The organism is Nocardia sp. XZ_19_231 (assembly GCF_015355705.1).
Taxonomy (GTDB): domain Bacteria; phylum Actinomycetota; class Actinomycetes; order Mycobacteriales; family Mycobacteriaceae; genus Nocardia; species Nocardia salmonicida.
Map to the genome: position 1 here is coordinate 791,054 of NZ_JACUZI010000003.1, position 24,212 is coordinate 815,265.

Here is a 24,212-nt window from a genome sequence, read left to right on the forward strand (position 1 = left end):
CGGGCCGGGCAATCACCAGCGGTAGTGCGCGAAGGCCCGGTTCGACTCGGCCATCTTGTGGGTGTCTTCGCGACGCTTCACAGCGGCACCGAGGCCGTTGCTGGCATCGAGGAGCTCGTTGGCGAGACGCTCGACCATGGTCTTCTCGCGACGGGCGCGGGAGTAGCTGACAAGCCAGCGCAGCGCGAGGGTGTTGGCGCGGCCCGGACGGACCTCGACCGGCACCTGGTAGGTGGCGCCACCGACACGACGGGGCTTCACCTCGAGGGCGGGCTTGACGTTGTCCAGCGCGCGCTTGAGGGTGACGACCGGATCGGTGCCGGTCTTCTCACGCGCCTGCTCGAGTGCGCCGTAGACGATGCGCTCGGCGGTGGACTTCTTGCCGTCCATGAGGATCTTGTTGACCAGCTGAGTGACCAGCGGCGACCCGTAGACCGGGTCGTTGATCAGCGGACGCTTGGGTGCGGGGCCCTTGCGTGGCATATCAGCTCTTCTCCTTCTTGGCGCCGTACTTGCTGCGAGCCTGCTTGCGGTTCTTCACGCCCTGGGTATCGAGCGAACCGCGGATGATCTTGTAGCGCACACCCGGGAGGTCCTTCACACGACCGCCGCGAACGAGCACCATGGAGTGCTCCTGCAGGTTGTGGCCTTCACCGGGGATGTACGCCGTGACCTCGATCGCAGTGGTCAGGCGAACACGCGCGACCTTACGAAGCGCGGAGTTCGGCTTCTTCGGGGTAGTGGTGTACACGCGAGTGCACACGCCACGACGCTGCGGGCTCTCCTTGAGGGCCGCGGTCTTGGTCTTGGTGACCTTGTCGCGGCGACCCTTACGGACCAGCTGGTTGATGGTTGGCATAGACCGGCTTTCCTTATTGGTAATTGCGCTTGGTGTGCAGTGTCTTGCAGTTCATCGAGCTTTCACTCGCACGTCAGACCTCGTTTCCATTAACCCGAGGTCGGGCGTGTCGCCGTGGCGCTCAGTGCCCTTTTCAAGGCACGCTGGAACGTGTCGGCCGCTTTCGCTGGCCTACGTTCACACACGAACTTGCCCGTAGCAATCCGGGCACAGGGATCTACGATACCCGCGTGCCCGATCGGGGGTCAAAGCGGGGGGCCGCGTCAAGCCTTCTACCGGGCGAGATCCAAGGTGAGCTCGACCAATTTCTGGGCGCCCGCGCACGGATCGGGGTGAGCCGAGCCGGGCCGGTAGTTGATCCACCAGCCGACGACGCCGACATCGGCGGCCGGTGCGGTGACGCCGCAGGAGTCGTTGTCGCCCGGTCGGCGCACCTGCAGCGCCCTGCGGCCCTGCACGGTGATGTCGCCGGTGAGGTAGCCCAACTTGTCGTTGGTGGTCTTCTCGTTGTTCAGCGTACCCATCTCGTACCAGTTGAGGCTGACCATGGCTCCCCCACCAGGTGCGTCCTCGACGTCCCACATGCAGACGGCACCGCTGAACGAGGCGCTCACGTACTTGGCGTTACCGATGATCTCGCCGATCTTGTCCGCGGCCACCACCTCGCACTCGCGCAACAGCTTGTCGAAGTCGGTGTTGATCGACTCACCGCCGCCACCCTTCCCCAGCGGCTGGGCACTGCCCTCGATCTTCTGGCCGCAGCCTGCCAACGCGAGGGTGAGCATCAGCGCCGCGGCGGCGACCTTGCCGGCGCTCACCGCAGCCGTCCCACGGTCAACTCGGCCAGTTTCCTGGTGCGGTCGCACGGGTTGCCGCCGGTGGCGAACATGCCGGTGGACATCGACCACTCGAAGAAGTCGTCGTCGAGTTGCACGGCGAGGTCGCAGACAGTGCCCTGCGGGTCGAGCGCCATGAAGCCGGAATGCCCGCCCACGTCGATGGTCTCCGGTGCACGCCCCACGTTGGACACCCACGCCTTCTCACGTTCGATCGGACTGCCCCGGTACGAGGCGAAAGTGACGCTGGGCGAGGATAATCCGGCCGATTGCCAATTGCAGCCGGTCGCGTTCTTATAGACCCGCGCGATCTGGCCGAGGCCGGCGAGGGTGCGCACTTCATCGTCGGTGACGTTGCCGCACTCGCCCACGAAGGGGCCGAGGGAGGCGACCTTCGGTGGTGGTCGGTTGGGCCCTGTCGGCGCATCGGAGTCGCCCCCCGATCCGCACGACGTCAGCATGACGACCAAGGTCATGCCGGTGATGATCGCCGAGGGGATCCGCATGGCATGAACTGTAGTAGGTCCGCGGACCCGGTCACAGGTTGCCGCGAGCCTCCTGTTCGCGTTCGATGGCCTGAAAAAGAGCCTTGAAGTTGCCTTTTCCGAAACCGAGTGAGCCGTGTCGCTCGATGAGTTCGAAGAAGACGGTGGGGCGATCGGTGAGGGGACGGGTGAAGATCTGCAGGAGGTAGCCGTCCTCGTCGCGGTCGACCAGGATGCCTCGGCGCTGGAGTTCATCGACCGGTACGCGCACGGCCCCGATGCGGGCGCGCAATTCCGGGTCCTCGTAATAGGTGTCGGGGGTGGCGAGGAACTCGATGCCCTCGGCGCGTAGGGCATCGACGGTTTCGAGGATGTCGCCGGTGGCCAGCGCGATGTGTTGTACGCCGGGGCCGCGATAGAACTCCAGGTACTCATCGATCTGAGAACGCTTGCGGCCCAGGGCCGGTTCGTTGAGGGGAAACTTCACCCGGTGGTTGCCGTTGGCGACGACCTTGCTCATCAGCGCCGAGTACTCGGTGGCGATGTCGCCGCCGACGAATTCGGCCATGTTCGTGAATCCCATGACGTCGCGGTAGAAGTCGACCCAGCGGTCCATCATGCCCAGCTCGACATTGCCCACTACGTGGTCGATCGCCTGGAACACGCGCTTGCCCGGCGCGCGGGCGGAAGTACCTGCGATGTAGCCGGGAAGATAGGGGCCGACGTAGCCGGAGCGGTCGACGAGGGTGTGTCTGGTGTCGCCATAGGTGGCCAGTGCGGCGGAGCGGACGGTGCCGAATTCGTCGGTCTCGTCGTGGGGTTCGGTGAGGATCGTCGCGCCGTGTTCGCGGGCCCTGGCGATGCAGCGGTCCACATCGGCGACCTCGAGGGCGATGTCGACGATGCCGTCGCCGTGGCGGTCGTGGTGGGCGACGAGGGGGCTGTCGGGGTCGACCGCGCCGGTGATCACGAACCGCGCTCCCCCGCTGCGCAACACGAACGACTTGCGCTCGCGATTGCCGGTCTCCGGGCCCGAGTACGCCTCCAGTCGCATGCCGAACGCGGACTGCAGGAAGTGGGCGCTCTGGGTCGCGTTGCCGACAACCCAGACGAGGGCGTCCCACCCGATCACCGGAAACGGATCGACACTGTCGTCGTGCTCGATCAGCCCGACGAGCTGCTGCTCAATGGTCATGACCTAGGAAATCGCGTCACGCCGCAGGTGAGCAACTACTCCATATTTGCCTGAACAGGCTGGCTCGAGAAGCCACCGAATGCGCACAAATGGTGGACAATTTGAATAGTAACCGGACAGGGAGGTCTTCGCATGCGCACGCCCGCGAAATTGGATGAGCTCGATCTGGCGATCCTCACCGCGATGCACGAATTCCAGAGGGCCGGAATTCTCGAGCTGTCGCGGCGGACGAAGGTCGCGCGGGCGACGGTGCAGGCGCGGATCAACCGGATGGAGGAATCCGGGGTAATCGCGTCCTACGATCCGCAGATCGATGTCACCGCAGCGGGTTTCGACGTGCAGGCGTTCGTGACCTTGGAGATCGCGCAGGGGGCGCTCGACCAGGTGAGCTCAGAGCTCACCGCGATTCCGGGGGTGGTCGAGGCGTACGCGACGACGGGCTCCGGCGATGTGTTGTGCCGGATCGGAGCCGATTCACATGCGGGATTGCAAGCGGTGTTGTTGAGCATCGACCGGACCGGTTCGGTGGTGCGGTCGCACAGCGTGGTCGTGCTGTCGACGGTGGTCGCGCACCGCACGATGCCGCTGCTGCACACACTGACCCCGGCGGGCACCGCGAAGGCGCCCGCGTACCGGGATCAACGCTGAGGATTGCGCGCCGAGTTTTCCTGCCCGAGCTGTTATTGCCTGGCGAGGCGGGTCAGTAGGCCCTGTACGTGCGCCTCCGCGGCGGCGCGGGCGGACTCGGGATGACCGGACTCGAGGGCTTCGACGATGCGGCGGTGTTCGCGCAGGGCGACACGGCGGTTGCGGGCCGAGCACCACAGGTCGCCGCGGTAGAGGTGGGCCTGGGCCTCCAGGCGGGCCAGTTCGTCGACGACGCACGCGTTGCCGGAGGCGTCGCGGATGAAGGTGTGGAATTCCAGGTCGAGCTGAGCGTCGCGCGCGGGGTCGGTCGGGTCGTCGAGGTGCGCCTGCTGGGCACTGATGATGCCGGTGAGCTTGTCGAGGTCGGCCTCGGTGAGGCGGGTGGCGGCCGCGGCCGCGGCGAGGCCGTCGAGGGCGGCGCGGACCGCGAGCACATCGCGGATGCGGTCGTCGTCAACGGCGGCCACCTTCGCGCCCGCGTGCGGCGCGCTCACGGCGAGACCCTCGTAGATCAGCTGCTGCACCGCTTCGCGAACAGGGCTGCGGCTGACCCCGAGTTCGGTCGCCAGCGCCGGCACGCTGAGCGATTGGCCCGGGGTCAGCTCGCCGGAGAGGACCATCTGCCTGATCTGCCGATGAACAGACTGGCCGAGCAGCGAGGCTTCGGTCATCGCAGTGCCCTTTCCGTTGATTGCGGCAATTATCCCTGGGGCCGGTAGTTCGCCTGCACCCGCTGAGTCAGGAAGTCCGCCGCGGTGACGGGCGGGTACTTGCCCGCGGGCCCCTGGATGACGGCGTCGCGGTCGGCCTGGGCGAAGTAGGCGATGCTGTAGCGCTCGCCCTGGTACTCGCCCTCGCCGGGGCTGCGCACGCGGTGGAAGTTCGACGGCAGCAGGTCGTCGCTCCAGCGGGTGAGCATGTCACCGATATTGCAGGTGATCAGGCTCGACGACGGGGTGATGGAGGTCCACTCCTGTTCCTCCATCTCCTTGCCTGGGCACACCTGCAGCCCGCCCTGACCGTCGCGCTGGAAAAGCAGTGTGAGGCAGTCGAAGTCGGTATGGGCACCGGCCCGCCAGCGCCCGGGAACGCCGCGCAGTTCCGCGGGGACGGCGAAATAGTGCAGCAACCGCAGGGCGCTCTGGTAGCTCTCGGAGCTGGGATCGTGTGCGGCGGTGAAGTGTTCCCGTTCGAGGCCGAGGCGGTCGGCGAAGCACGAAAGCACCCGCATCGCCACTTCCCAGGCCCGGCTCTCGAAATCGAGCACACGGGAACGGAATCCGGCCAGTTCGGTCTCACTGGGCCACAGCTCGTCCATGTGCGGCCGGGTGATCTGGTAGGACTCCTTCTGATCGGGCACGCCGATGGACGGGCGCACCTGACTCAAGCTCTCCCAGCCCGCGTTGTTCTTCTTGACCAAGGGGTACTGACCCTTGACTTCCTCGGGGAGGGCAAAGAAATCGGCTGTGGTGCCGAACATTTCGTCGATCAGGTCCTGCGGGATGCCGTGGCCGGAAAGCTGGAAGAAGCCGATCTCGGTGGCGGCGGCCCACAGTTCCTCGGTGATCTCGGCGCGACGGTTCTCGAAGTCGGCGAGGTCGATGACGCGGATCTCGCGGTCGGTGGTCTCCTTGCCGAGGCCGCCCATCTGCTTCTCGCGCGAGACTTCGGACAGGTCGTAGCTGGTGGTCATGGGGTGTCTCCTTAGCCGGTGACGGAAATGGCGGGGTCGAGGAATTCCTTGGTGACCAGGTCCTTCGCGGTCAGGCCGGTGGGTACGTTCGCGCCGCCGGCTCGCAGGATGGGTCCGAATTCGTCGATGATGCGCTGCACACGGGCCTCGTCGAAACTGCCGAGCACGCCGTCGGTGTCGTTGCCGATCAGGCCGCCGTCGATGAGGGCCGCGGAGCCGAATTCGGCAAGTTCGGCGCTGTAGGGGCTGAGCTTGGGATTCTGTTCGACCACGTCGACGACAACCTCGTTGACGTGACCGGGATCAGCTTTGAACGACGCGGTGGCCTGCTGGATCATCGGCACCAGCTTCTGCAGGCACGGACGCAACTCGGCGAGCTTGTCGGCGCGCACGTTCACGGTGCGGGCATAACCTTCGTAGCCGACGTCCTTGAGCAGCTGGTAGCCCACCGGCTTGTTCCAGGCCCGCACTTCGTGCTCGTAGGTGAAGGGTTCGGCGTTGGCGAAGCCCTGCTGGGCGAAGGACGGATCGGTGACGAAGCGCGAGGGCGAATTGTCGTAGGAGGCGTCGATCTGCTCCTTCTTCACCAGTCCGCGGGCGACGAGCCAGTCCGGGTAGAGCTGCCCCTTGGACACCACAACCGGCTTGCCGGACCTGCCGATATCGGCGATGCCCTTCCAGTCCGGATTGGTCTTCGGGTCCCACATCAGCATCTGCGGGCTGTTCCGCAGCAGCGTGGTGACGGCGACGATCGGCTGCTGACCGGCGGCGGCGATGGCGTGCTCGGAGTGGGCGAGGCCGAGGGTGATGCTCTGGTCGACATACATCTGCGACGGCACGGTCTGGAAGCCGATGGCCGGTCCGCCCGCGCGGATCTCCAGCTTCACGCCGGTGTCCTTGCCGTCGGCGACCAGCGGGCCGGTGATCTTGTTGTTGTCGGCGTCGACCTGGTACCCGGGGCCGAGCAGACCGAAGATCGGGCCGGAGTCGGTTTCGGGCGCCCACTGGAGCTGGACGACCACGGTGGCCGGGCAGGCACCGGCGAGTTGCTGTTCGGCCGGTGCGGGTTCGAGCGCGACGGCGGGTGCGTCGGTGGTGTCGTCGGAACATGCGGACGCGGTGCCGGCCAGCAGCACGGCCAGCGCGGCGAAACCTAGGCGACGCAGCGGAAATGTCTTCATGGTTGTCCTCAGTAGCTATTGGGCGGAGTTGTGCCAGCGGCCGACGCTGACCTTCTGGATGACCGTGAACACGGTGAACACGAGCACGCCGAACAGGGCGGCCAGCAGCAACGCACCGATCAGGTCCTCGGATTGCAGGCGGGCGCGGTAGGTGTCGAGCAGGGTGCCGATCCCGGGTTTGCCCTGGGCGAAGAACATGTCGCCGATGATGGCGCCGGTGACCGAAAGACCCGCGGCGGTGCGCAATCCGGTCAGCGTCGAGGGCAGGGCGGCGGGCAACTGCAGCGACCAGAGGCGACGCAGGCGACCCGCTCGGCCGAGGGTGAACAGTTCCTGGAGATTGCCGTCCACGGATTTGATGCCGAACAGAGTCATCGCGATGATCGGGTGGATCGCGATGAGCACGCACACGGTGGTGCGGGCGGCGAAGCCGTAGCCGAGCCACAAGCCGATCAGCGGGACCACGGCGAGCACCGGAATCGCCTGCAAGACCACCGCGTACGGGTAGACGACGTTCTCGATCGGCTTGGCCTGGCTCATCAGCACCGCGATCGCCACCCCGAGTACCGCCGAGATCAGCAGGCCGGTGATCGCGACCCTGGCGGTCACGGCCAGCGCCTCGAGCATCACCTCGAGCTTCTTCGGGTCGGCGAGCGATTCACTGAACACCACATGCGGCGCAGGCAGCAGGAAGCGGCGGCCCTCGCTGAGGATCAGCATCGACACCGCGTACCAGGCGGCCAGCGCCAAGGTGATCGAAACAATGGGTGCCACAAGGGCACTGCCGAATCTGCGCAGTCGCACCGTCGGCAGTCGCACCTTCGCCGTGGCAGGGACACGGGCCGCGATACTCACCATCAGGCAGCCTCTTTCAACGAGCGCGAGATGCGCGAAACGAGTTCGGTGAAGGCGGGTTCGAAGCGCAGTTCGCGTTCCCGCGGGTAGGGCAGGTCGACGTCGATCACCTCGTGGATGCGGCCCGGTCTGGCCGACATCACCACCACGCGCGAAGCGAGGAACACGGCCTCGGAGACCGAGTGGGTGATGAACAGGGCGGTGAAGGCGTTGTCGCGGTAGAGGCGCAGCAGCTCTTCCTGCATGTTCAGCCTGGTCATCTCGTCGAGCGCGCCGAACGGTTCGTCCAGCAGCATCAGGCGCGGTTCCAGCGTCAGCGCCCTGGCCAGCGACACGCGCATGCGCATGCCGCCGGAGAGCTGGCTGGGCAGCTTGTTCGCGAAGTCCGCGAGGCCGACGGCTTCGATCGCCCGCTCGACCCGAACGCGGCGCGTCTTGCGGTCTACACCGGCCAGTTCGGCCGAGAGTTCGACATTGCGGCGCACCTTGCGCCACGGCAGCAGCGTGGCTTCCTGGAAGATGAAGCCGATCGAATTCGTGCGCACCGCAACGGCTCCCGAGCTCACCGGCTCGAGACCGGCGGCCAGGCGCAGCAGCGTGGACTTGCCGCAGCCGGACGGGCCGACCACCGCCACGAATTCGCCTTCGCGGATGTCGAGGTCGATGTCGGTCAGGGCGAGCGTGCCCTCTTCGCCGCCGAAGCGCTTGCTCACGTCGGCGAAGGAAACCTCCATGCCGGACAGCAGCGTCCTCGCGTCGGCGTCATTCACCGTGTCGTAGAGCGTCACCGTGATCACCTTCTCCTGCGGTATATCGGTGTTGCGTGCAACTTGTGGGTGCATTCAGTTTGAACCAACTGAATTACATGCAATGTGTCGTTCGTTTCTGAATTATTAACAGTCATCGCATGCGGATCAGACGACGCGCGAGATCGCGATGGTCGACGCGGGTGCTGGCGCCGTCGCGGATCACGGCCTCACCGTCGACCCACACGGTGTCGATCACGCGCGGCGACGCGGCGGTGAGCAGGGTGGCGCCGGGGTCGAGAACCGGCAGGCAAGCGAAGTCGCGGTCGAAGCGCACGAGAGTGAGGTCGGCGCGGTCGCCGATCGCGATGCCGGTGTGCGACGGGCGGCCGAGTACGCGGCCCGCGGCGCCGGTCGCCATCCGCACCATCTCGTCGAAGCCGAGGAGGTCGGCCTTCTTGTGGGCCGCACGCTGCAGATACGCGCCGATACGCAGGGCCAGCAACATGTCCTGGGTGTCGTTGCTCGCGGCGCCGTCGACGCCGAGGGTGACATCGATGCCCGCGGCCAGCATCTGCGGAACCGGGGCGACGCCGCTGCCGAGCCGCATGTTCGAGACCGGGTTGTAGGACACGGCGACACCGCGCTCGGCGAAGACCCTGCGGCCGTGGTCGTCGAGGTTGACGCAGTGCACGGCGAGAGTGCGATCCCAGAGGAAGCCGCTAGCGTCGAGGTAGTCGACGGCCGAGACACCTGCATGCAATCGGCACATATCGTCGTCGGTGATGGTCTCGAGAACATGTATCGACACCGTTTTGCCGGTGGCCTGGGCGTACTCGCGCGTGGCTGCCATGCCGTCAGGGGTGAGGCAGCGCGGGTTGGGCACGGCGAGCGCGGTGGTGATGCGGGTGCCGACCAGTTGCTTGTCGAGTTCGTCGACGTGGGCGAGGGCGGCGTCGAGTGGTTGCATGAGGCGCGGGTCGAGGCCCCATTTGCGGGTGATGTCGGCGCGGTCGGCGATGCCGCGACCGAGGACCACACGGATGCCGAGTTCCCGCAGCGCGCGGATCATCGCCTGATGGACCTCGTCGGACGGGCTGGGCCACATGTGTTCGACGACCGTGGTGACGCCGCTGCGCAGCAGTTCCAGACCGCCCGCCAGCGCCGAGAGGTAGGTCTGTTCCGGGGTGGCGGCCACGGTGTGTTCGCCGACGCAGCGCAGCCATTCCAGCAGCGGCAGGCCCTCGCCGACTCCCCGCAGGACCGCCTGCTGCAGGTGCGTGTGAGTGTTGACGAAGCCGGGGAGCAGGTAGCCGCCACCGCCGTCGAAACGGGGCAGGTCCGCGTGTTCGGGCCCGGCGCGCAGAGCGATGACAACACCGTCGTGGACCACGACTTCGCCGGAAGTCCAGCCCTGCTCGGTGTAGGCGGTGACGTCGGTGATGACGACGGACGCGACAGATTCCATGCGCGCACCTCTTTCGGGATGCGGCTGGTTAGCGCGCCGGATTCAGCGCCGCACGTCGTCCGTTGCAGCCATGAACGTCGTGGGGACGACCCTAGGAACCAGTTGTTGCCTCGACGTTAAAGCTGTGTCACAGGCGGAGGTCCGCGCCGGGAGCCAGGATCTCCACCGCGGGCTCGGATTCGGGTTCGAGGAAGGCCAGCAGCGCTGCTGCTTCTTGTTCTACTTGCGCCGCTTCGGTTTTCGTCCAGGCGCGGTTCGGACTGATCCGCAAATGTGCGGTGCCGGACTTGACGAAGATCTTGTAGACCCCGGCGAGGAAACCGTCGATCAGGACCGAGGAGACGATGGTGGCGAAGGTGCGGAACGACGTGGCGGAGGCGTCGCCGATGACGCGGGAGCGGTCCTTGTGCGAGAGCAGCGCATTGTCGTACCAGCCGAGCAGGCGGACGGGAGCGGGCAGGTCGGGGTCGGCGAGTTCGAGTTCGGCGGCGTCGTAGAGGGTGCGGCCGCGGTCGTCGGTGTAGGTGCGAACCCGGTCGCCGAGTTCGGTGACGGCCTTCTTCATGGCCGGCAGGCGTGACCAGGCCTGCATGTCCATCGTACTGGCCGGACCGAAGGCGCGCAGGTAACGCAGGATCAGTTCCGACACCGGGTAGCTCGGGTCCAGCGGTGCGCTCAGCCAGGGCTCGACTCTCGACCAGACCGGGCGGCTGTTGTCACGCCAGCGGCCGCGCGGGGGTGTTTGCAGGACGGGGAGTTGGTACAGCCAGGTTTGCAGGACGGCACCGGCGTCCCGGTCCGGGTACAGGCGCGCGGCCTCGGCACGCATGTCCGCCGCCGACATCGGCTCGTCGCCGAGAACCGCTTCCCCGTTGGCCCGCACCTCCTCCGGATCCAGACCGACCATCGCGCCGAAATTGAAGCCCTTGCGAAACGGGGCCTTTTCCAGTTCCGGCTGGATGTGGGGCGCGATACGTAAGGCGTCGGGCGGAGTGACCAGGTGAATCGTGCCGCGCATCAAGGTGATTCGCACCAGAGAGCGGTCCTCGAGACCTGCCGCCACCGTCGCCGGATCGAAATCGGCTATCCGACTCCATAATCCGACGAACGGTGGCGGGACGTCTTGAGCCTGCAAACCGATCAGATGGTCACACATCTGGGCGACGGTCAGCGTTGAGCGCTCCAGCAGATGCTGCCGGGCCAGCAAGGTCCGGTTGAGCGTTCGATTCGACAACTGCATTCGAGTTCCTCCGTCGGCCCGCTACGATCCGCCGACATTACCGCCGGCCTATGACAGCCAGACCGTGACCACACGGATGCGCCGGGTCAGCGCAGCTGCACGACCACCTTGCCGGTGGCAGTCCGGTTGTCCAGTGCTGCAACAGCTTCGGCGGTGCTCTCCAGCGGGTAGAGCACCGGATCGGGAGCGGAAATCGCACCGGAGGCCAGCAGCGGCGCGATCTCGGCCCACTGTTCGGCGAGGTAGGTGGGGTGCGACATCACCCATTCGCCCCAGGCCGCGCCGATGACCTCGACGTTCTTGAGCAGCAGGCGGTTCACCTTCACCGTCGGGATCTCGCCCGCCGTGAAGCCGACGACCAGCAGTCGGCCGCCGCCCGCCAGGGAGCGGACGCTGTCGGTGAAGCGGTCGCCGCCGACCGGGTCGAGGACGATATCGACGCCGCGACCTTCGGTCAGGTCCTTCACCGCGGCGAGCCAGCCATCGGTGAGCACCACATCGGTGGCGCCGTTGGCCTTGGCCACTTGGGCTTTCTCGTCGGTGCTGACCACGGCGATCACCCGGCCCGCGCCGAGCGCCTTGGCCATGCGCAGCGTGGAGGTGCCGATGCCGCCTGCCGCGCCGTGCACCAAGACCGTCTCGCCCTCGACCAGCCTGCCGCGCTTGGTCAGGCAGAAATGGACGGTGAGGTCGTTGAACAGCACGCCCGCTCCCGCTTCGAGGGAGATGTTGTCGGGCAGCGTGAACACAGCGTGCTCGGGTGACACCGCCACCTCGGCGACACCGTTGCCGAGCATGGTCAGCGCCGCGACCCGGTCACCGGGGCGCAGCGACGAACCCTCCGGCGCCTCGCGCACTATACCGGCCACCTCGCCGCCGACGACGAACGGCAGGCCAGGCTTCATCTGGTAGAGACCGCGCGTCATCAGCACATCGGGGAAGGCGATGCCCGCAGCGTGCACGTCGATCAGCACACCACCCGGATAGGCCACCGGCTCGGGCAGATCGACGATCTCGATCGCCGACGGTCCGTCCAACTTCCCGACCTGGGCTGCGCGCATTTTTCGACACCTCTCTCGATGACATTCACCCGCGAACATAACCCGGCGACGGGATCAACGATGGGCGAACTCGATCACCGGCTCGCTGGCGAGCACCGAACCGGCCTTGATGATCGTCAGACCGGATGCGTTGAGCTGGTACTGGGTGCCGTCGGTCGGGTTGGTCACGGTGTACGCGCCACCGCCGTTCGGTACCGGATCGTCGAGTTCGATCCCGGCGCCGTCGCTGGCCCGTAAGCCCTTGTAGTAGTAGCGCTGGTCGCCGGTGTGGCAGATGACGACGCGCGATCTGGTGGTGCGGGCGATGGACATCGCGGCGTCGTTGTCATTGCACCGCGGGCCCGCGGTGAGGAAGCCCTGGCCGTCGGCGCCGGAGACACTCGATTGCAGCGGAGGGACGGTGGTCGTGGCCGGCGACGGCGCTGTGGTGTAGCCCGTCTGGCTGCCGGTCTCGATCACGGAGGGATCGACGACGCCGGACGCGGGCGGCGGCGGGACGGCCACGTTGCGGCGGTCGTCGACGTTCATCATGAACCACACCCCGATACCGATCGCCGCCAACACGATCAGCGAACCCAGCGCACCGGCCAGGATCGGAGTCGCCGAATTACGCTGCGGGGGAATCGGTATCGGCGCCGACGGATGGGTATAACCACTTGCATGACCGGGGCCGCCCACGCTGGGTGACGCGCGCAGGACCGTGGGCTCGTGCGCCGCTGCCCGATACGCGCCGGTGGGTTGGGGTCCGGTCACGCGGCGCGTCGGCTGCGGTCCGGCGGATTGTGGGCCTGTCACGCGGCGCGTCGAATGTTGTTCGGCGGAATAGGCAACCGAGCCGCGGACCGTCGGGGGCGACTGCGAATCACGCGACAGCGCAGCGGAATCCCGAGTAGCGGGGGAACGAGAGTCGGGCGACAGCGCCGCGGAAGCCCGAGTCGGGGGTGAGTGCGAGTCGGGCGAGAAGGCCGCGGAGTCCCGAGCCGGTGGGGGTTGCGAGTCGGCCGGGACCACAGCCGAGCCACGGGTTGTCGGCGGGGAAGGAAGAGCGTCGGACCGGTTCGGCGGTGCCTGCGGGCCGGTGATCTCGATTCGAGGGCCGGATACCGTTGCGGGAGTAGATCGTTCGGCTTGAATCAAGGCGGCTCTGGCCGCGCGGGCCAAGTCGACGGGGGTGGCGTAACGCTGATCGGGACGCTTGGCCATGCCCCGCTCGACGACCGGGTCGAAGGTAGCCAGCGTGGAGTCGGCGGCGCTGGGGCGCGGGGCGGGCGCCATCTGATGCGAGCCGATCGCGCCCGCGAGGCTGTTCACCGGATACGGCACTCGGCCGACCAGGCATTCGTAGAGCACACAGGTGAGCGCGTAGGTGTCCACCGACGGCGACATCGGCACACTCTCGAACCGCTCCGGCGCCATGTAGGCCATCGAGCCGACCGCGCTGCCCGCGCTGGTGAGCTGCGGGTCGGTGGCGGTGTGGGCGATGCCGAAATCGACCAGATAGGCGAACAGGTTGCCGGTGAGCAGGATATTGGCCGGTTTCACATCGCGGTGGACCAGGCCGATCTCGTGCGCGGCGTCGAGCGCGAACGCGATCTGCTCGACCACCTGCACCGTCTCGACGGGCGTGAGCCTGCCGTACTTCTGCAGCCGCTCCTTGAGATCGACGCCCTTGACCAGGCGCATGTCGATGTAGAGGACACCGTCGACCTCGCCCCAGTCGTGCACCGGGATGACGTGCGGTTCCTGCACGCTCGCCATCGCGTGCGATTCGCGGCGGAAGCGTTGCACGAAGGTGGGGTCGGTGGCGAGTTCGCGATTGAGCATCTTGAGCGCGACAACACGATTCTTGGAGGTGTCGTAGGCCTCGTAGACCTCCCCCATGCCGCCGACTCCGAGAAGTCTGCGAATTTCATAGCGCCCGAACATCGAGCCCGCCATTGCTCCGCCGGCCATTACAGCAGGCTACCTGGGCGCGGATAGGTCTGTCATGTAGGACAACCGCGCCGCTACCCCCTTGGTGACCGACACCTGGTACTGCTAGTCCCGACTCGGCGTGAGGGTGTGATCTGCGACCCGTAAAGTCGTCTACAGAACTACGCAAGAAGTCGCGACGCACTGGTGTGTCGTGCAAGGAGCACACGTGTCACTCGATCAGCCACTGGCCCCGCTTCCCGAGGAGGGCACGGGTTTCGCCACGGCGTGGCCCGTCCGGGCCGGCGACGTGGATCCTTATCAACGCCTGCGCCTCGATGCCGTGGCGCGCTATCTGTCAGACATCGCCTGGGACGAGCTGCATCAGACGGCTCTGCATCTCACCGATCCCACCTGGATCGTGCGCCGCACCGTCATCGACGTGGTCCGTCCGGTCGTGTGGCCCGATCACGTGCATCTCGAGCGCTGGTGTTCGTCGATGTCCACCCGGTGGACGAATATGCGCACGCGCATCACCAGCGAGCGCGGCGGGCTGATCGAGACCGAGGGTTTCTGGATCAACCTCAGCGAATCGAGCAATCTGCCCGCCCGGATCAGCGACGACGGCCTCGCCTACCTGGCTCGTTCCACCGACGAGCATCGCCTGCGCTGGCGGCCCTATCTCACCGATCCGGCGCCGCGCGAGTCCGACAACGACCTACCGTTCCCGGTGCGGGCGACCGATATCGACCAGTACAACCACGTCAACAACGCTTGCTACTGGCAGGCCGTCGAACAGTTCCTCGTCGACTTCCCCAAGCTGGTCGCCGGACCGCACCGCGCCGTGATCGAGTACGTGGCGCCGGTGCTGGCCCGCGAGCACATCACCGTGCGCGCCCGCCACGAACCGGGTGACCGGACCGGGCAGATGGTGCTGCGACTGTGGTTCGTGGTCGGCGGCGTCACCACCACCGTCGTCCGAATCATGCCCCTGCCGTGATTTGGCGGCTGGCGCCGCGTGTTCTCGGCGCTTGACTCCACCTCTTCCCTCCCTACGGGCACTCCTTCGTCGCACCCTTCGGTCAGTCCATCGGCGGAGGCGCGCCGAGAACCGGCCTTCGGCCGTTCCTCTGGCAGCCGACACGGGAACCCGGCGCCGGGGGTCCCCGTGTTGGCTCTACGTCTAGCCCTTTGCGGCCTTGAGCAGGTCGGCGCGGGTGGTGAACTTGACCCGTGGCCTGCCTGCCGCCTTGCCCGCGGTCTTCTCGGCCTGGTCGATGGTCTTCCAGCCCTTGCGGTCGACCAGCTCGGGCTGGCGCTGTGCGAGCAGCGCGCGCAGTGCGGCCCGATCGCCGGTCGGCGTGGTGAGTTTGCCCGCGATGAAGTCGGCGATCACCGCTTCGACGGTTTCCTCCGCGTCGACCCGGTTGGAGCCGATCACCCCGCGCGGGCCGCGCTTGATCCAGCCGGAAACGTAGACGCCGGGAACGGGCTCGGCGGCGTCGATGACGCGGCCTTGCTCGCTCGGCACGGTGCCGCGGCGCTCGTCGAACGGCAGACCCGCGATGGGTTCGCCGCGGTAGCCGATCGCGCGCAGCACCAGGCCGGTGTCGATGGTCTCGGTGCGGTCGGTGGCGGTGGCCACCAATTGCCCGTTCTCCTCGGTCAATTCGTTGTGCGCGACCTCGATCGCGGTGACCGCGTCGGTGCCGTGCACGGCGGTCGGCGTGGCGAGATAGCGGAAGACGATCCGCTTGTTCGACAGGTCCGGCTGCGCCGTCGAATACTCCTGCGCGAGTTCGTACTTCAGGCGCAACGAGGGTTCGATGTTCGGATCGTCGAGCACCGCGCGGCTGTGCGGGTCGAGTTCGATATCGGCGGGGTCGATGATCACATCGACGCCGTTGCGATGGGTGAGGGCCAGGAACTCCGGTGAGGAGTAGGCGGCCTGGAGCGGACCGCGCCGTCCGAGGATCACGACCTCGCGAATGTTGCTACGGCGCAGGGCGTCGAGCGTGTGATCGGCGATATCGGTCTTGGCGAGCTCGTCCGGGTCGGCGGTGAGCACGCGCGCCACGTCGAGGGCGACATTGCCGTTGCCGACGATCACCGCGCGCTCGCCGGACAGATCGAACTCACGGTCGGCGAAGTCGGGATGGCCGTTGTACCAGGCCACGAACTCGGTGGCCGAGTGGCTGCCGGGCAGGTCCTCGCCGGGGATGTCTAGCGAGCGGTCGCTCGAGGCACCGACGGCGTAGATCACCGCGTGGTGGTGGTCGAGGAGCTCCTGGTGACTGATGTGCTCGCCGACCTCGACATTGAGGTAGTACTGCAGCGTGTCGCGACGGAACGCCGACTCGAACATCTCGGCGACGCCCTTGGTGCCCGCGTGATCGGGGGCCACGCCCGCGCGTACCAGCCCCCATGGGGTCGGCAGCCGGTCGAACATCTCGATCTCGACATCGCTGCGCCGCAGTAGCTCGTCGGCGGCGTAGCAGGCCGCAGGGCCCGCGCCGACGATCGCGACGCGCAACGTGCCCAAAGTCTTGGGCGGGCGGGTCGGGGTGCTCAACGGGTCGAAGTTCGACTCGAGCGGGTGGCGCTGGAAGTAGGCGGCGTTGATCTCGCGATACCTGGCCAGCGAGGCGAGCAGGTCGTCCTCGGAGAAGATCGCGTCCACCGGGCACGCGTCGACGCAGGCACCGCAGTCGATGCAGGTGTCAGGGTCGATGTACAGCATCTCCGCCGTGGCGAACTCCGGTTGATCCGGAGTCGGGCGGATGCAGTCGACCGGGCATTCGGTGACGCAGCTGGCGTCGTTGCAACAACGCTGCGTGATGACGTAGGCCATAGGTGCAGATCCTCGAAATGTGTGGTCGGTGGCTCGAGACGCCCCCTATCAGGGCCCGTGGCGGGTGAACCACGAACCCATCGATGGTGACGCAGCTTTCAGTGTGCCTCGAGTGTGACTGCTACCTCCCCGCTGCCCAGCATTACGGTGGTCTCATGGTGGCGACCCTGATCCTGATGCGGCACGGAAAATCGGCCTACCCCGACAATGTCGACGACCACGCGCGCCCGCTCGCACCGCGTGGCGAACGCGAAGCGGCCCTGGCCGGTGACTGGCTGCGCGCCGCCCAGCCGCCGATCGACGCCGTGCGCTGCTCGACGGCCGAGCGCACCAGACAGACGTTGGCCGCCACCGGCATCACGGCGCCGGTGGAGTACACCGACGACATCTACGACGCGAACCCGCACACTCTGTTGGAGCTGATCGGGCTCACCGACGACACGATCTCGACCCTGCTCGTCGTCGGCCATGTGCCAGGGATCCCGTGGACCGCGTGGGAACTGGCGAGCAACCGTGAATCCGATCAGGCGACCGAACTCAGCCGCAAATTCCCCACCTCGGCCCTGGCGGTGCTCGAATTCGACCGGCCGTGGGCACAACTCGGCCCCGGCACGGGCGAGCTCACGACGTTCCACGTCCCGCGCTGAGTTCACTCGGTGCGGCTCACTTGAGCAACTTGCCGCCGACGACGATGCCCACCCCCAGCAGCGCGAGGAGCACGAACGCGACGAATCCGTTCGTCAGCGCCCAGACCACGCCTAGCACGAGTACCACCGGCGCCACCGCGATAGCGGTGATCACCGGGCTCTCCTTGACCGTTTCCCAAGCCGAGCGGGCCCTGACGCGGTCGATGTCCTTACCAGCCATGTGATCCACACTACGTTTCCGCGGGACCCCGGTACACAGGCTCGCACGCACCCACATGTGATCCACATCTTGTTTCTGTCGGACCTCGCAACGATGCTTGACCGCATGGATTGGAAAATCGAACTCGTTGCCATTCCGGTCACCGATGTCGACCGGGCCAAGGATTTCTACACCAGCATCGGCTTCAACGCCGATCACGACCACACACCGACCCCGGAGATCCGTTTCGTGCAGCTCACTCCGCCGGGTTCGGGGTGTTCGATCTGTATCGGACGCGGGCTCACCAGTGCCGCGCCGGGCAGCGTCGAGGGCATGCAGATGGTTGTGGCCAGCGCCGACAAGGCCTATGAACAACTGATCGCCGCAGGCGTGGCGGCCACCCCCGTCGAGGACATGGGTTGGGGCCGGTTCACCTTCTTCGCCGACCCCGACGGCAACAAATGGGCTATCCAGGAGCTGCCGAACTACAGCTGAATTCGCCCGCCCGTGAGAATAAGTCTTGCTTGGAGCGCACTCCAGGTGGATAGCTTCTAGGAAGTTCCACGGGAAGGGACGAGCACGATGGATCAGGACGCGGCGCTACGCGACGACAGCGGCGACGACGAGCACGGGCGCCCGAGGTATTCGATCGGCCAGGTGGCGCAACGATCGGGGCTGAGCCGCGACACTCTGCGCTGGTACGAGCGGATCGGGCTGATGGGCTACATCGGTCGCGATCACACCGGCAACCGCCGGTTCAGCGACCGCGACCTGGAGTGGCTGGCGCTGATCGGGCGGCTGCGGCTCACCGGCATGCCGGTGGCCGACATGATCCGCTACGCCGAGCTGGTCCGGGCGGGTGAACAGACCTACCCGGATCGGCTGGAGATGTTCCGGCAGACCAGATCCGATGTGCTCGACAAGATCGCGGAGCTGCAGCAGACCGTGGCCGTTCTCGACTACAAGATCGGCGTCTACGAAGGCCGATCCGATGTGGTCCGTCCCGCCACGATCACCGTGCACACGAGCGAAGGAAGCGAAACATGAGCAACACCGCGACACTGCCGACTACTACTCTCGGCGCCGACGGACCGCTGGTCGGCACACAGGGCCTCGGCTGCATGGGCATCAGCGAGTTCTACGGTGACACCGATGCGGCCGAATCGCTGGCCACTCTCGACCACGCGCTCGAACTCGGGGTCACCCTGTTCGACACCGCCGATGTGTACGGCTCCGGCCACAACGAGGAATTCCTGGCCGATTTCGTCCGGGCCAACCGCGAGAACCTGCTGATCGCCACGAAGTTCGGCATCGTGCGCAAGGCCGACGACCTGTCCTTCCGTGGGCTCGACAACTCCCCCGCCTACATCCGCGCGTCGGTCGATGCCAGCCTGCGCAGACTCGGCGTCGACACGATCGACCTGTACTACATGCACCGGCGCGATCCCGCGGTGCCGATCGAGGAGTCCGTCGCCACGATGGCCGAGCTCGTCGCGGCGGGCAAGGTGCGGGCGCTCGGGCTGTCCGAGGTGACCGGCGACGAGTTGCGCGCCGCGCACGCGGTACACCCGATCGCGGCGCTGCAGTCGGAGTGGTCGCTGTTCTCGCGCGACGTGGAGCGCACCGCGGTGCCCGCCGCGGCCGAACTGGGTGTGGCGTTCGTGCCGTACTCGCCGTTGGGTCGCGGTTTCCTGACCGGCGCGTTCACCTCGGCGAAAGATCTGAGCGACAAGGACTTCCGTCGGTTCCAGCCTCGCTTCACCGGCGACAATGCCCAGCACAACGCCGAATTGCTCGCGCCGTTGGCCGCGATCGCCGCGGCGCACGACATCACCCAGGCCCAAGCCGCGCTCGCGTGGGTGCATGCGAGGGCGGGTGTGCACAACCTGTCGGTGGTGCCGATCCCCGGTACCCGCAAGCGGACCAGGCTGGCCGATAACGTCGCCGCGGCGTCGGTGCGTCTGTCCTCGGACGAATTGGCGACCCTGGAACCGATCGCCGGGCAGGTGGCGGGCAGCCGGTACGCGGATATGTCGTTCACCTCGGCGGGTCGCGAATAGGATCGCGACCATGACCGATGCCCCCGCCGATCCGCAGCGCCGCGTCGTGCGCAATGTCGAGAAGAACCGCTACGACGTGTTCTTCGACGATGAACTCGCCGGTTTCACCGAGTACATCGAGCGCGACAACGACACCGACTTCATCCACACCGAAATCGACGACGCGTTCGCGGGCAAAGGGCTCGGCGGGGTACTCGCCCGCCAGGCCGTCGAGGACGTGATCGCGCGCGGACGCACCGTCACCGCGCACTGCCCGTTCATTCGCGGCTGGCTGGACAAGCACCCCGAGTACGACGCGCATGTGGTGGGCAAGGGCATCGCGCAATGAGCGACTTGGAGATCGACCCGGGCGAGGCGCTGTGTGAGCCCTCGCCCCGGCCGGGTCCGATCACCGAGTTGTACCCGGCCAGGGAGGTGCCGCTCGGCGGCGTGCGCGGGGTGTACGTGGAACGCACACTGCCGCAACGGGATCTGCCGACCGTGGGCGCGTGGTGTTTCCTCGACCGGTTCGGTTCGGCGTCGGCGACCGAGGCCGGCGCCTCCCCCGATATCCTGCCGCACCCGCACATCGGCTTGCAGACGGTGACCTGGCCGCTCGACGGCTACATCCGGCATCGCGATTCGGTCGGCTCCGATGTGGTGATCGAACCGGGTCAGCTGAACCTGATGACCTCCGGTCGCGGCATCGCGCACTCGGAGTTCGGTGTGTCCGGCGCCGAGTCTGCCAACGGCCTCCAGCTGTGGATCGCGTTGCCCGGCACTGCGACGGGCGTCGATCCACATTTCGAGCAGCATCGTGAACTGCCGATCTACGCGGCACCGGGCCTGCGCGCCACCGTGCTGATCGGTGCGCTGGGTGGAGTCACCTCGCCGGCGAAGGCTTACACGCCGATCGTCGGGGCCGACATCCTGCTCGATCCCGGCGCCGAGGTGCGGCTGCCGCTGGAGCGCGCGTTCGAGCACGCGGTGCTCGTGATCGCGGGCACGGTGACCGTCGACGGCACCGATCTCACCCCTGGACCGCTGTTGTACCTGGGTACCGACCGCGACGAACTGCGGCTGTCCAGTACCGAGGGTGCGCATTTCGCGCTGGTCGGCGGCGAACCCTTCGCCGAGGAGTTGGTGATGTGGTGGAACTTCGTCGCCCGCAGTCACGACGAGATCGTCGATGCCCGTGAGGCGTGGGAAGCCCGCGACACCAGCCGCTTTCCTACGGTCGTCGGCCACATCCCCGACGAGCGGATACCCGCCCCGCCGCTGCCGCCGCTGCGCTTGAAACCGCGCAAACGAGCGACCGGCTGCAGTCACCGCTGACTCGGCATCGAGGTCGAACGGAGTACCGAATCAGCTTGCGCGCGAGCCGAATCGGCCGACCGCACCGAATCGGATCAGTCCGCGCCTGCACCCGATGCGGGTTCGCCTGCGCCGCACCGGGTGTGCGCGATCAGCGACCGTCGGCGAGCAGGGCGTCGAGGGCGCGGTAGCTGTCGTTGAGACCGCCCTCCATGCCGGAGGCGAGCATGCCCGCGCATTCCTCGGCCGTGTGGAAGACGCTGTCGACGACAACCCTGGTGCGGCCGTCGCCGAGGTCGACGAAGGTGGTGTCGTCGATGGAGATGTGGGCGGGCATGCCGTCCCATTCGAAGGACTGCACGATGCGCTCCTTCGGGGTGATCTCGCGGAAGCGGCCTTCGAACCCGTAGGACTCGTCGCCGTCGCGTTCGACGAAACGCCAGTGCCCGCCCTTGCGGAACTCCCAGCGCTCGACGTCGAGCACATGGCCGCGACCCCACCAGCGCGAGAGCTGCTCGATGCGGGTGTAGGCGTCCCACACCCGGTCCAGCGGCGCGTCGAAATCGCGTTCGATGTGGACTTCGCGGTCCGAGGTGGAGGTGATGACGGCGTTGTCGGTGGACTTGGTGGTTGTGCTCATTGCTCTGGCTCCGTTCGTTGCAGGAATTCACCGAGACGGTCCATCCGGGCTTCGAGCATCTGCCGATAACCCTGCATCCAGGCCACCTCACGATCGAAGACGTGTTCGGAGATCCGGCAGTACCGCACCCGCCCACGCTTCTCGGTGACCACCATGCCCGCGTCCTCGAGCAGGCCGATGTGCTTCTTGATGCCGGTCAAGGTCATCTCGAACCGCTCGGCCAACTCGCTGATACTCGCGGGCCCACGCCCGAGTTGCTCGAGGATGCCCCGCCGTGTGGGGTCCGCGAGCGCCCCGAACGAGGCGTCTAGGAAGTCATACTGAACCATCTAGTTCAGTATTGCGCGCCGACCCTCTCCGGTCAACCCCTTTCGGAAAACCCTGGACTGGCCAACGGATTCACTACTACGCTTTGTCGTAGAACTTGGCGGGAATCATCGAGGGGGAACACTCATGGACAAGACCACGTGTTGCATCGTCGGCGGTGGCCCCGCGGGCGCGATGGCCGGTCTACTACTCGCCAGGGCCGGTGTCGACGTCACCGTGCTGGAAAAACATGCCGACTTCCTCCGGGATTTCCGTGGCGACACGGTGCACCCGTCGACGGTGCGGCTGATCGACGAACTGGGGCTCGGCGCCGAGTTCGCCGAGTTGCCGTCCTGCGAGCTGACTCGGATGTGCATGTACGCGGGCGACCGCATGGTGGTCGCCGCCGATCTCACCCGCATTCCCGGCGGGTACCGGCACATCGCCATGGTGCCGCAATGGGACTTCCTCGACCTGCTGACCAGCGCCGCGGCCGAGGAACCGTCCTTCACGTTGCGGATGCGCTCGACCGCGATCGGGCTGATCGACGAGGCGGGCCAGGTGGCCGGCGTGCGCTACCTCGATGCCGACGGCGTCGAACACGCGTTGCGAGCCGATCTCGTGATCGCTTGCGACGGACGTGATTCCGTGGCGCGCGAGGCTGCGGGCCTGCACCAGCGGATGGAGGACGTGCCGATGGACATGTGGTTCTTCCGCATCCCCAAAGCGCGCGACGACATCGACGGCGGAGCCGTGCAGGCCCGCTTCACCAGCGGAAATTCCGCGGTGGCCATCGACCGCGGCGACTATTACCAGACCGGCTACATCATCGAGAAGGGCTGCGACGCAGAGCTTCGCGCCGCCCACGACGTGGCGTGGCTACGTGATCGCGTCGCCGAACTCTTCGGCTGGTCCACCGAGGCCACGGCGGCGATCCAGACCTGGGACGACGTCGAGCTGCTGGAGGTCACGGTGGGCATGCTCGACCGGTGGTATGTGCCCGGCCTGCTGTGCATCGGCGATGCCGCGCACACGATGTCGCCGGTCGGCGGGGTCGGGGTCAACCTCGCGGTGCAGGATGCCGTGGCTGCCGCGCGCATCCTGGCGCAGCCACTGCTCGACGGCACCGTGCGGACCGCCGATCTGGAAAAGGTGCAGCGCAGGCGGATGCTGCCGGCCAGCTTCACCCAGCGGTCCCAGCGTGGCGAGCACGACATGCTCATCGCGCCCGCGCTGCGGGGAACCCTGCACACCGCGCCCCTGCCACTTCGCGTCGTCGACGCCGTGCCCGCGCTGGCCGGCCTCACCGCCTATCTCGGCGGCATCGGCCTGCGCCCCGAGCACGCACCGGAGTTCGCGCGACGTCCACCGTCCGGCGTCGAACCATCGAACGCGACGCGCTGATCCGCCCTACCGCTCCAGTCGGCATTTTTCGAAATGGGTCGGGTGGTCAGCCCGCGATCGACACCGCGCCGGCCTACGTCACCGGGGCACCCTGATCACGTTGTGGGACTGAGGAATACGCCACGGTTGCGCGGCGATCGGCCACGTGACCGCGGCTCATTCGGAACCGATTCGATTCGGGGAACAGCGTGATCGAAGCGCCCCGCTCAACCGTCCAGCCGGACCCGGATGCCCACCATGCGCTCGGTGCCGCCGCGCAGTCTGCTGCCCAGCAGTCCGATCCGGGCGACCAGCCCGTACTTGCGCTTCATCAGAGCGGTGAAGTGTGCACTCGCGTCCGGCGCCAGCACCTCGGCGAAGCCGGGAAGCGAGGCACCGATCGACTTACCGCGCCAGTCGCACGGAGCGACCGTCACCCGGCTCCCGTTGCGAACCCGCTTCACCTTGCCCGCGTCTGCCGCGCTCCACACCGCCAGCGTTTCGCCGTCTCGCATCACCCAGACCGGTGTGGGGACCGCCGTGCCGTCTCGGCGGAACGTGGTGAGAAGCAGATATTTGCCGGCCGCCAACTCGCCAAGCGCAGCCTCGGTGTCCTTCATGGCACAATACTAACCAGTTAGTTAGTTTTGTGGTC

28 protein-coding genes are annotated in these 24,212 nt (G+C 66.9%); 9 read left to right on the top strand and 19 right to left on the bottom strand.

The genetic code is table 11. The annotated features are described in order from the left end of the window. Positions 1–12: 12 nt before the first annotated feature. The 5 genes from rpsG to hppD form a co-directional block, all read right to left on the bottom strand. On the bottom strand, positions 13–483 hold the full coding sequence (gene rpsG / locus IBJ82_RS16700) for a 30S ribosomal protein S7 (RefSeq protein WP_056814216.1): 471 nt from the start codon (positions 481–483) through the stop codon (positions 13–15). A gap of 1 nt (position 484) precedes the next feature. Then, positions 485–859 (bottom strand): 30S ribosomal protein S12, encoded by a 375-nt coding sequence (rpsL, locus tag IBJ82_RS16705; protein ID WP_194826800.1) that lies wholly within the window; start codon positions 857–859, stop codon positions 485–487. A gap of 272 nt (positions 860–1,131) precedes the next feature. Continuing rightward, positions 1,132–1,677, bottom strand: coding sequence for a DUF3558 domain-containing protein (locus tag IBJ82_RS16710; protein WP_370585342.1), 546 nt, complete (start codon positions 1,675–1,677; stop codon positions 1,132–1,134). After that, on the bottom strand, positions 1,674–2,201 hold the full coding sequence (locus tag IBJ82_RS16715) for a DUF3558 domain-containing protein (RefSeq protein WP_194826801.1): 528 nt from the start codon (positions 2,199–2,201) through the stop codon (positions 1,674–1,676). Before IBJ82_RS16715 ends, IBJ82_RS16710 begins: the two co-directional genes overlap by 4 nt. A gap of 31 nt (positions 2,202–2,232) precedes the next feature. Beyond that, a complete protein-coding gene (gene hppD / locus IBJ82_RS16720) occupies positions 2,233–3,375 on the bottom strand; it encodes a 4-hydroxyphenylpyruvate dioxygenase (RefSeq protein ID WP_194826802.1) in 1,143 nt (380 codons plus the stop codon). A gap of 132 nt (positions 3,376–3,507) precedes the next feature. Here hppD and IBJ82_RS16725 point away from each other — a divergent pair, with 132 nt between their 5' ends. After that, positions 3,508–4,023 carry an Lrp/AsnC family transcriptional regulator gene (locus tag IBJ82_RS16725; RefSeq protein WP_194826803.1) on the top strand — a complete coding sequence of 172 codons (516 nt, stop codon included), beginning with the start codon at positions 3,508–3,510 and terminating at the stop codon, positions 4,021–4,023. 32 nt (positions 4,024–4,055) lie between these two features. On the opposite strand, the gene IBJ82_RS16730 is transcribed toward IBJ82_RS16725, so the two are convergent. The 9 genes from IBJ82_RS16730 to IBJ82_RS16770 all read right to left on the bottom strand — a co-directional run bounded on the left by IBJ82_RS16730 (position 4,056) and on the right by IBJ82_RS16770 (position 14,220). After that, on the bottom strand, positions 4,056–4,694 hold the full coding sequence (locus IBJ82_RS16730; RefSeq protein ID WP_062988910.1) for a GntR family transcriptional regulator: 639 nt from the start codon (positions 4,692–4,694) through the stop codon (positions 4,056–4,058). Between the two features lie 29 nt (positions 4,695–4,723). Beyond that, on the bottom strand, positions 4,724–5,716 hold the full coding sequence (locus IBJ82_RS16735; RefSeq protein ID WP_194826804.1) for an isopenicillin N synthase family oxygenase: 993 nt from the start codon (positions 5,714–5,716) through the stop codon (positions 4,724–4,726). A gap of 11 nt (positions 5,717–5,727) precedes the next feature. Continuing rightward, positions 5,728–6,897 carry a nitrate ABC transporter substrate-binding protein gene (locus IBJ82_RS16740; protein ID WP_194826805.1) on the bottom strand — a complete coding sequence of 390 codons (1,170 nt, stop codon included), beginning with the start codon at positions 6,895–6,897 and terminating at the stop codon, positions 5,728–5,730. A 15-nt stretch (positions 6,898–6,912) separates the two neighbouring features. Continuing rightward, positions 6,913–7,755: an ABC transporter permease gene (locus IBJ82_RS16745; protein WP_194826806.1), complete on the bottom strand. Its 843-nt coding sequence runs from the start codon at positions 7,753–7,755 to the stop codon at positions 6,913–6,915. Beyond that, on the bottom strand, positions 7,755–8,540 hold the full coding sequence (locus IBJ82_RS16750) for an ABC transporter ATP-binding protein (protein ID WP_194827195.1): 786 nt from the start codon (positions 8,538–8,540) through the stop codon (positions 7,755–7,757). The genes IBJ82_RS16745 and IBJ82_RS16750 overlap by 1 nt, the downstream gene beginning before the upstream one ends. 112 nt (positions 8,541–8,652) lie before the next feature. Continuing rightward, the gene (locus tag IBJ82_RS16755; protein ID WP_194826807.1) at positions 8,653–9,966 is read right to left on the bottom strand and encodes an amidohydrolase family protein; all 1,314 of its coding nucleotides are present in this window, start codon (positions 9,964–9,966) and stop codon (positions 8,653–8,655) included. 127 nt (positions 9,967–10,093) lie between these two features. Continuing rightward, positions 10,094–11,206 (bottom strand): winged helix DNA-binding domain-containing protein, encoded by a 1,113-nt coding sequence (locus IBJ82_RS16760; RefSeq protein ID WP_194826808.1) that lies wholly within the window; start codon positions 11,204–11,206, stop codon positions 10,094–10,096. Positions 11,207–11,292: 86 nt separating this feature from the next. Further along, positions 11,293–12,267: an NADPH:quinone oxidoreductase family protein gene (locus IBJ82_RS16765; protein ID WP_194826809.1), complete on the bottom strand. Its 975-nt coding sequence runs from the start codon at positions 12,265–12,267 to the stop codon at positions 11,293–11,295. A 54-nt stretch (positions 12,268–12,321) separates the two neighbouring features. Beyond that, complete coding sequence (locus tag IBJ82_RS16770) at positions 12,322–14,220, bottom strand: serine/threonine-protein kinase (protein WP_194826810.1); 1,899 nt, start codon at positions 14,218–14,220, stop codon at positions 12,322–12,324. A gap of 187 nt (positions 14,221–14,407) precedes the next feature. On the opposite strand from IBJ82_RS16770, the gene IBJ82_RS16775 reads away from it, so the two are divergent. Then, on the top strand, positions 14,408–15,178 hold the full coding sequence (locus IBJ82_RS16775) for an acyl-ACP thioesterase domain-containing protein (RefSeq protein WP_194826811.1): 771 nt from the start codon (positions 14,408–14,410) through the stop codon (positions 15,176–15,178). A gap of 183 nt (positions 15,179–15,361) precedes the next feature. On the opposite strand, the gene IBJ82_RS16780 is transcribed toward IBJ82_RS16775, so the two are convergent. Further along, the gene (locus IBJ82_RS16780) at positions 15,362–17,029 is read right to left on the bottom strand and encodes an FAD-dependent oxidoreductase (protein WP_194826812.1); all 1,668 of its coding nucleotides are present in this window, start codon (positions 17,027–17,029) and stop codon (positions 15,362–15,364) included. A gap of 155 nt (positions 17,030–17,184) precedes the next feature. On the opposite strand from IBJ82_RS16780, the gene IBJ82_RS16785 reads away from it, so the two are divergent. Then, on the top strand, positions 17,185–17,676 hold the full coding sequence (locus tag IBJ82_RS16785) for a histidine phosphatase family protein (protein ID WP_194826813.1): 492 nt from the start codon (positions 17,185–17,187) through the stop codon (positions 17,674–17,676). A gap of 16 nt (positions 17,677–17,692) precedes the next feature. Here the strand turns inward: IBJ82_RS16785 and IBJ82_RS16790 are convergent, their stop codons facing one another. Continuing rightward, entirely contained in the window at positions 17,693–17,896 is a 204-nt protein-coding gene (locus IBJ82_RS16790; RefSeq protein ID WP_062988972.1) for a hypothetical protein, read from the bottom strand. A gap of 105 nt (positions 17,897–18,001) precedes the next feature. On the opposite strand from IBJ82_RS16790, the gene IBJ82_RS16795 reads away from it, so the two are divergent. From IBJ82_RS16795 to IBJ82_RS16815, 5 genes are all read left to right on the top strand, one after another. Beyond that, entirely contained in the window at positions 18,002–18,370 is a 369-nt protein-coding gene (locus IBJ82_RS16795; RefSeq protein WP_056814268.1) for a VOC family protein, read from the top strand. An 87-nt stretch (positions 18,371–18,457) separates the two neighbouring features. Further along, positions 18,458–18,922: a MerR family transcriptional regulator gene (locus IBJ82_RS16800; RefSeq protein ID WP_194826814.1), complete on the top strand. Its 465-nt coding sequence runs from the start codon at positions 18,458–18,460 to the stop codon at positions 18,920–18,922. Continuing rightward, the gene (locus tag IBJ82_RS16805) at positions 18,919–19,935 is read left to right on the top strand and encodes an aldo/keto reductase (RefSeq protein WP_194826815.1); all 1,017 of its coding nucleotides are present in this window, start codon (positions 18,919–18,921) and stop codon (positions 19,933–19,935) included. The genes IBJ82_RS16800 and IBJ82_RS16805 overlap by 4 nt, the downstream gene beginning before the upstream one ends. 10 nt (positions 19,936–19,945) lie before the next feature. Then, complete coding sequence (locus tag IBJ82_RS16810) at positions 19,946–20,263, top strand: GNAT family N-acetyltransferase (protein WP_194826816.1); 318 nt, start codon at positions 19,946–19,948, stop codon at positions 20,261–20,263. Continuing rightward, positions 20,260–21,249, top strand: a complete 990-nt coding sequence (locus IBJ82_RS16815) for a pirin family protein (protein WP_194826817.1) — start codon at positions 20,260–20,262, stop codon at positions 21,247–21,249. Before IBJ82_RS16810 ends, IBJ82_RS16815 begins: the two co-directional genes overlap by 4 nt. Positions 21,250–21,379: 130 nt before the next feature. On the opposite strand, the gene IBJ82_RS16820 is transcribed toward IBJ82_RS16815, so the two are convergent. Both IBJ82_RS16820 and IBJ82_RS16825 read right to left on the bottom strand, forming a co-directional pair. Then, the gene (locus IBJ82_RS16820; protein ID WP_194826818.1) at positions 21,380–21,868 is read right to left on the bottom strand and encodes an SRPBCC family protein; all 489 of its coding nucleotides are present in this window, start codon (positions 21,866–21,868) and stop codon (positions 21,380–21,382) included. Next, positions 21,865–22,197, bottom strand: coding sequence for a metalloregulator ArsR/SmtB family transcription factor (locus IBJ82_RS16825; RefSeq protein ID WP_194826819.1), 333 nt, complete (start codon positions 22,195–22,197; stop codon positions 21,865–21,867). Before IBJ82_RS16825 ends, IBJ82_RS16820 begins: the two co-directional genes overlap by 4 nt. A gap of 124 nt (positions 22,198–22,321) precedes the next feature. Between IBJ82_RS16825 and IBJ82_RS16830 the strand changes: the two genes are divergently transcribed. Next, a complete protein-coding gene (locus IBJ82_RS16830) occupies positions 22,322–23,578 on the top strand; it encodes an FAD-dependent oxidoreductase (protein ID WP_194826820.1) in 1,257 nt (418 codons plus the stop codon). Between the two features lie 206 nt (positions 23,579–23,784). Here the strand turns inward: IBJ82_RS16830 and IBJ82_RS16835 are convergent, their stop codons facing one another. Further along, complete coding sequence (locus tag IBJ82_RS16835; RefSeq protein ID WP_194826821.1) at positions 23,785–24,177, bottom strand: PPOX class F420-dependent oxidoreductase; 393 nt, start codon at positions 24,175–24,177, stop codon at positions 23,785–23,787. Between the last annotated feature and the right edge of the window lie 35 nt (positions 24,178–24,212).

What these genes read in the sequence shown, in the direction of transcription:
- rpsG (WP_056814216.1), bottom strand. Translation starts at nt 483, where the DNA reads ATGCCACGCAAGGGCCCCGCACCCAAGCGTCCGCTGATCAACGACCCG.
- rpsL (WP_194826800.1), bottom strand. Translation starts at nt 859, where the DNA reads ATGCCAACCATCAACCAGCTGGTCCGTAAGGGTCGCCGCGACAAGGTC.
- IBJ82_RS16715 (WP_194826801.1), bottom strand. Translation starts at nt 2,201, where the DNA reads ATGCGGATCCCCTCGGCGATCATCACCGGCATGACCTTGGTCGTCATG.
- hppD (WP_194826802.1), bottom strand. Translation starts at nt 3,375, where the DNA reads ATGACCATTGAGCAGCAGCTCGTCGGGCTGATCGAGCACGACGACAGT.
- IBJ82_RS16725 (WP_194826803.1), top strand. Translation starts at nt 3,508, where the DNA reads ATGCGCACGCCCGCGAAATTGGATGAGCTCGATCTGGCGATCCTCACC.
- IBJ82_RS16730 (WP_062988910.1), bottom strand. Translation starts at nt 4,694, where the DNA reads ATGACCGAAGCCTCGCTGCTCGGCCAGTCTGTTCATCGGCAGATCAGG.
- IBJ82_RS16735 (WP_194826804.1), bottom strand. Translation starts at nt 5,716, where the DNA reads ATGACCACCAGCTACGACCTGTCCGAAGTCTCGCGCGAGAAGCAGATG.
- IBJ82_RS16740 (WP_194826805.1), bottom strand. Translation starts at nt 6,897, where the DNA reads ATGAAGACATTTCCGCTGCGTCGCCTAGGTTTCGCCGCGCTGGCCGTG.
- IBJ82_RS16745 (WP_194826806.1), bottom strand. Translation starts at nt 7,755, where the DNA reads ATGGTGAGTATCGCGGCCCGTGTCCCTGCCACGGCGAAGGTGCGACTG.
- IBJ82_RS16755 (WP_194826807.1), bottom strand. Translation starts at nt 9,966, where the DNA reads ATGGAATCTGTCGCGTCCGTCGTCATCACCGACGTCACCGCCTACACC.
- IBJ82_RS16760 (WP_194826808.1), bottom strand. Translation starts at nt 11,206, where the DNA reads ATGCAGTTGTCGAATCGAACGCTCAACCGGACCTTGCTGGCCCGGCAG.
- IBJ82_RS16765 (WP_194826809.1), bottom strand. Translation starts at nt 12,267, where the DNA reads ATGCGCGCAGCCCAGGTCGGGAAGTTGGACGGACCGTCGGCGATCGAG.
- IBJ82_RS16770 (WP_194826810.1), bottom strand. Translation starts at nt 14,220, where the DNA reads ATGGCCGGCGGAGCAATGGCGGGCTCGATGTTCGGGCGCTATGAAATT.
- IBJ82_RS16780 (WP_194826812.1), bottom strand. Translation starts at nt 17,029, where the DNA reads ATGGCCTACGTCATCACGCAGCGTTGTTGCAACGACGCCAGCTGCGTC.
- IBJ82_RS16785 (WP_194826813.1), top strand. Translation starts at nt 17,185, where the DNA reads ATGGTGGCGACCCTGATCCTGATGCGGCACGGAAAATCGGCCTACCCC.
- IBJ82_RS16790 (WP_062988972.1), bottom strand. Translation starts at nt 17,896, where the DNA reads ATGGCTGGTAAGGACATCGACCGCGTCAGGGCCCGCTCGGCTTGGGAA.
- IBJ82_RS16795 (WP_056814268.1), top strand. Translation starts at nt 18,002, where the DNA reads ATGGATTGGAAAATCGAACTCGTTGCCATTCCGGTCACCGATGTCGAC.
- IBJ82_RS16800 (WP_194826814.1), top strand. Translation starts at nt 18,458, where the DNA reads ATGGATCAGGACGCGGCGCTACGCGACGACAGCGGCGACGACGAGCAC.
- IBJ82_RS16805 (WP_194826815.1), top strand. Translation starts at nt 18,919, where the DNA reads ATGAGCAACACCGCGACACTGCCGACTACTACTCTCGGCGCCGACGGA.
- IBJ82_RS16810 (WP_194826816.1), top strand. Translation starts at nt 19,946, where the DNA reads ATGACCGATGCCCCCGCCGATCCGCAGCGCCGCGTCGTGCGCAATGTC.
- IBJ82_RS16815 (WP_194826817.1), top strand. Translation starts at nt 20,260, where the DNA reads ATGAGCGACTTGGAGATCGACCCGGGCGAGGCGCTGTGTGAGCCCTCG.
- IBJ82_RS16820 (WP_194826818.1), bottom strand. Translation starts at nt 21,868, where the DNA reads ATGAGCACAACCACCAAGTCCACCGACAACGCCGTCATCACCTCCACC.
- IBJ82_RS16825 (WP_194826819.1), bottom strand. Translation starts at nt 22,197, where the DNA reads ATGGTTCAGTATGACTTCCTAGACGCCTCGTTCGGGGCGCTCGCGGAC.
- IBJ82_RS16830 (WP_194826820.1), top strand. Translation starts at nt 22,322, where the DNA reads ATGGACAAGACCACGTGTTGCATCGTCGGCGGTGGCCCCGCGGGCGCG.
- IBJ82_RS16835 (WP_194826821.1), bottom strand. Translation starts at nt 24,177, where the DNA reads ATGAAGGACACCGAGGCTGCGCTTGGCGAGTTGGCGGCCGGCAAATAT.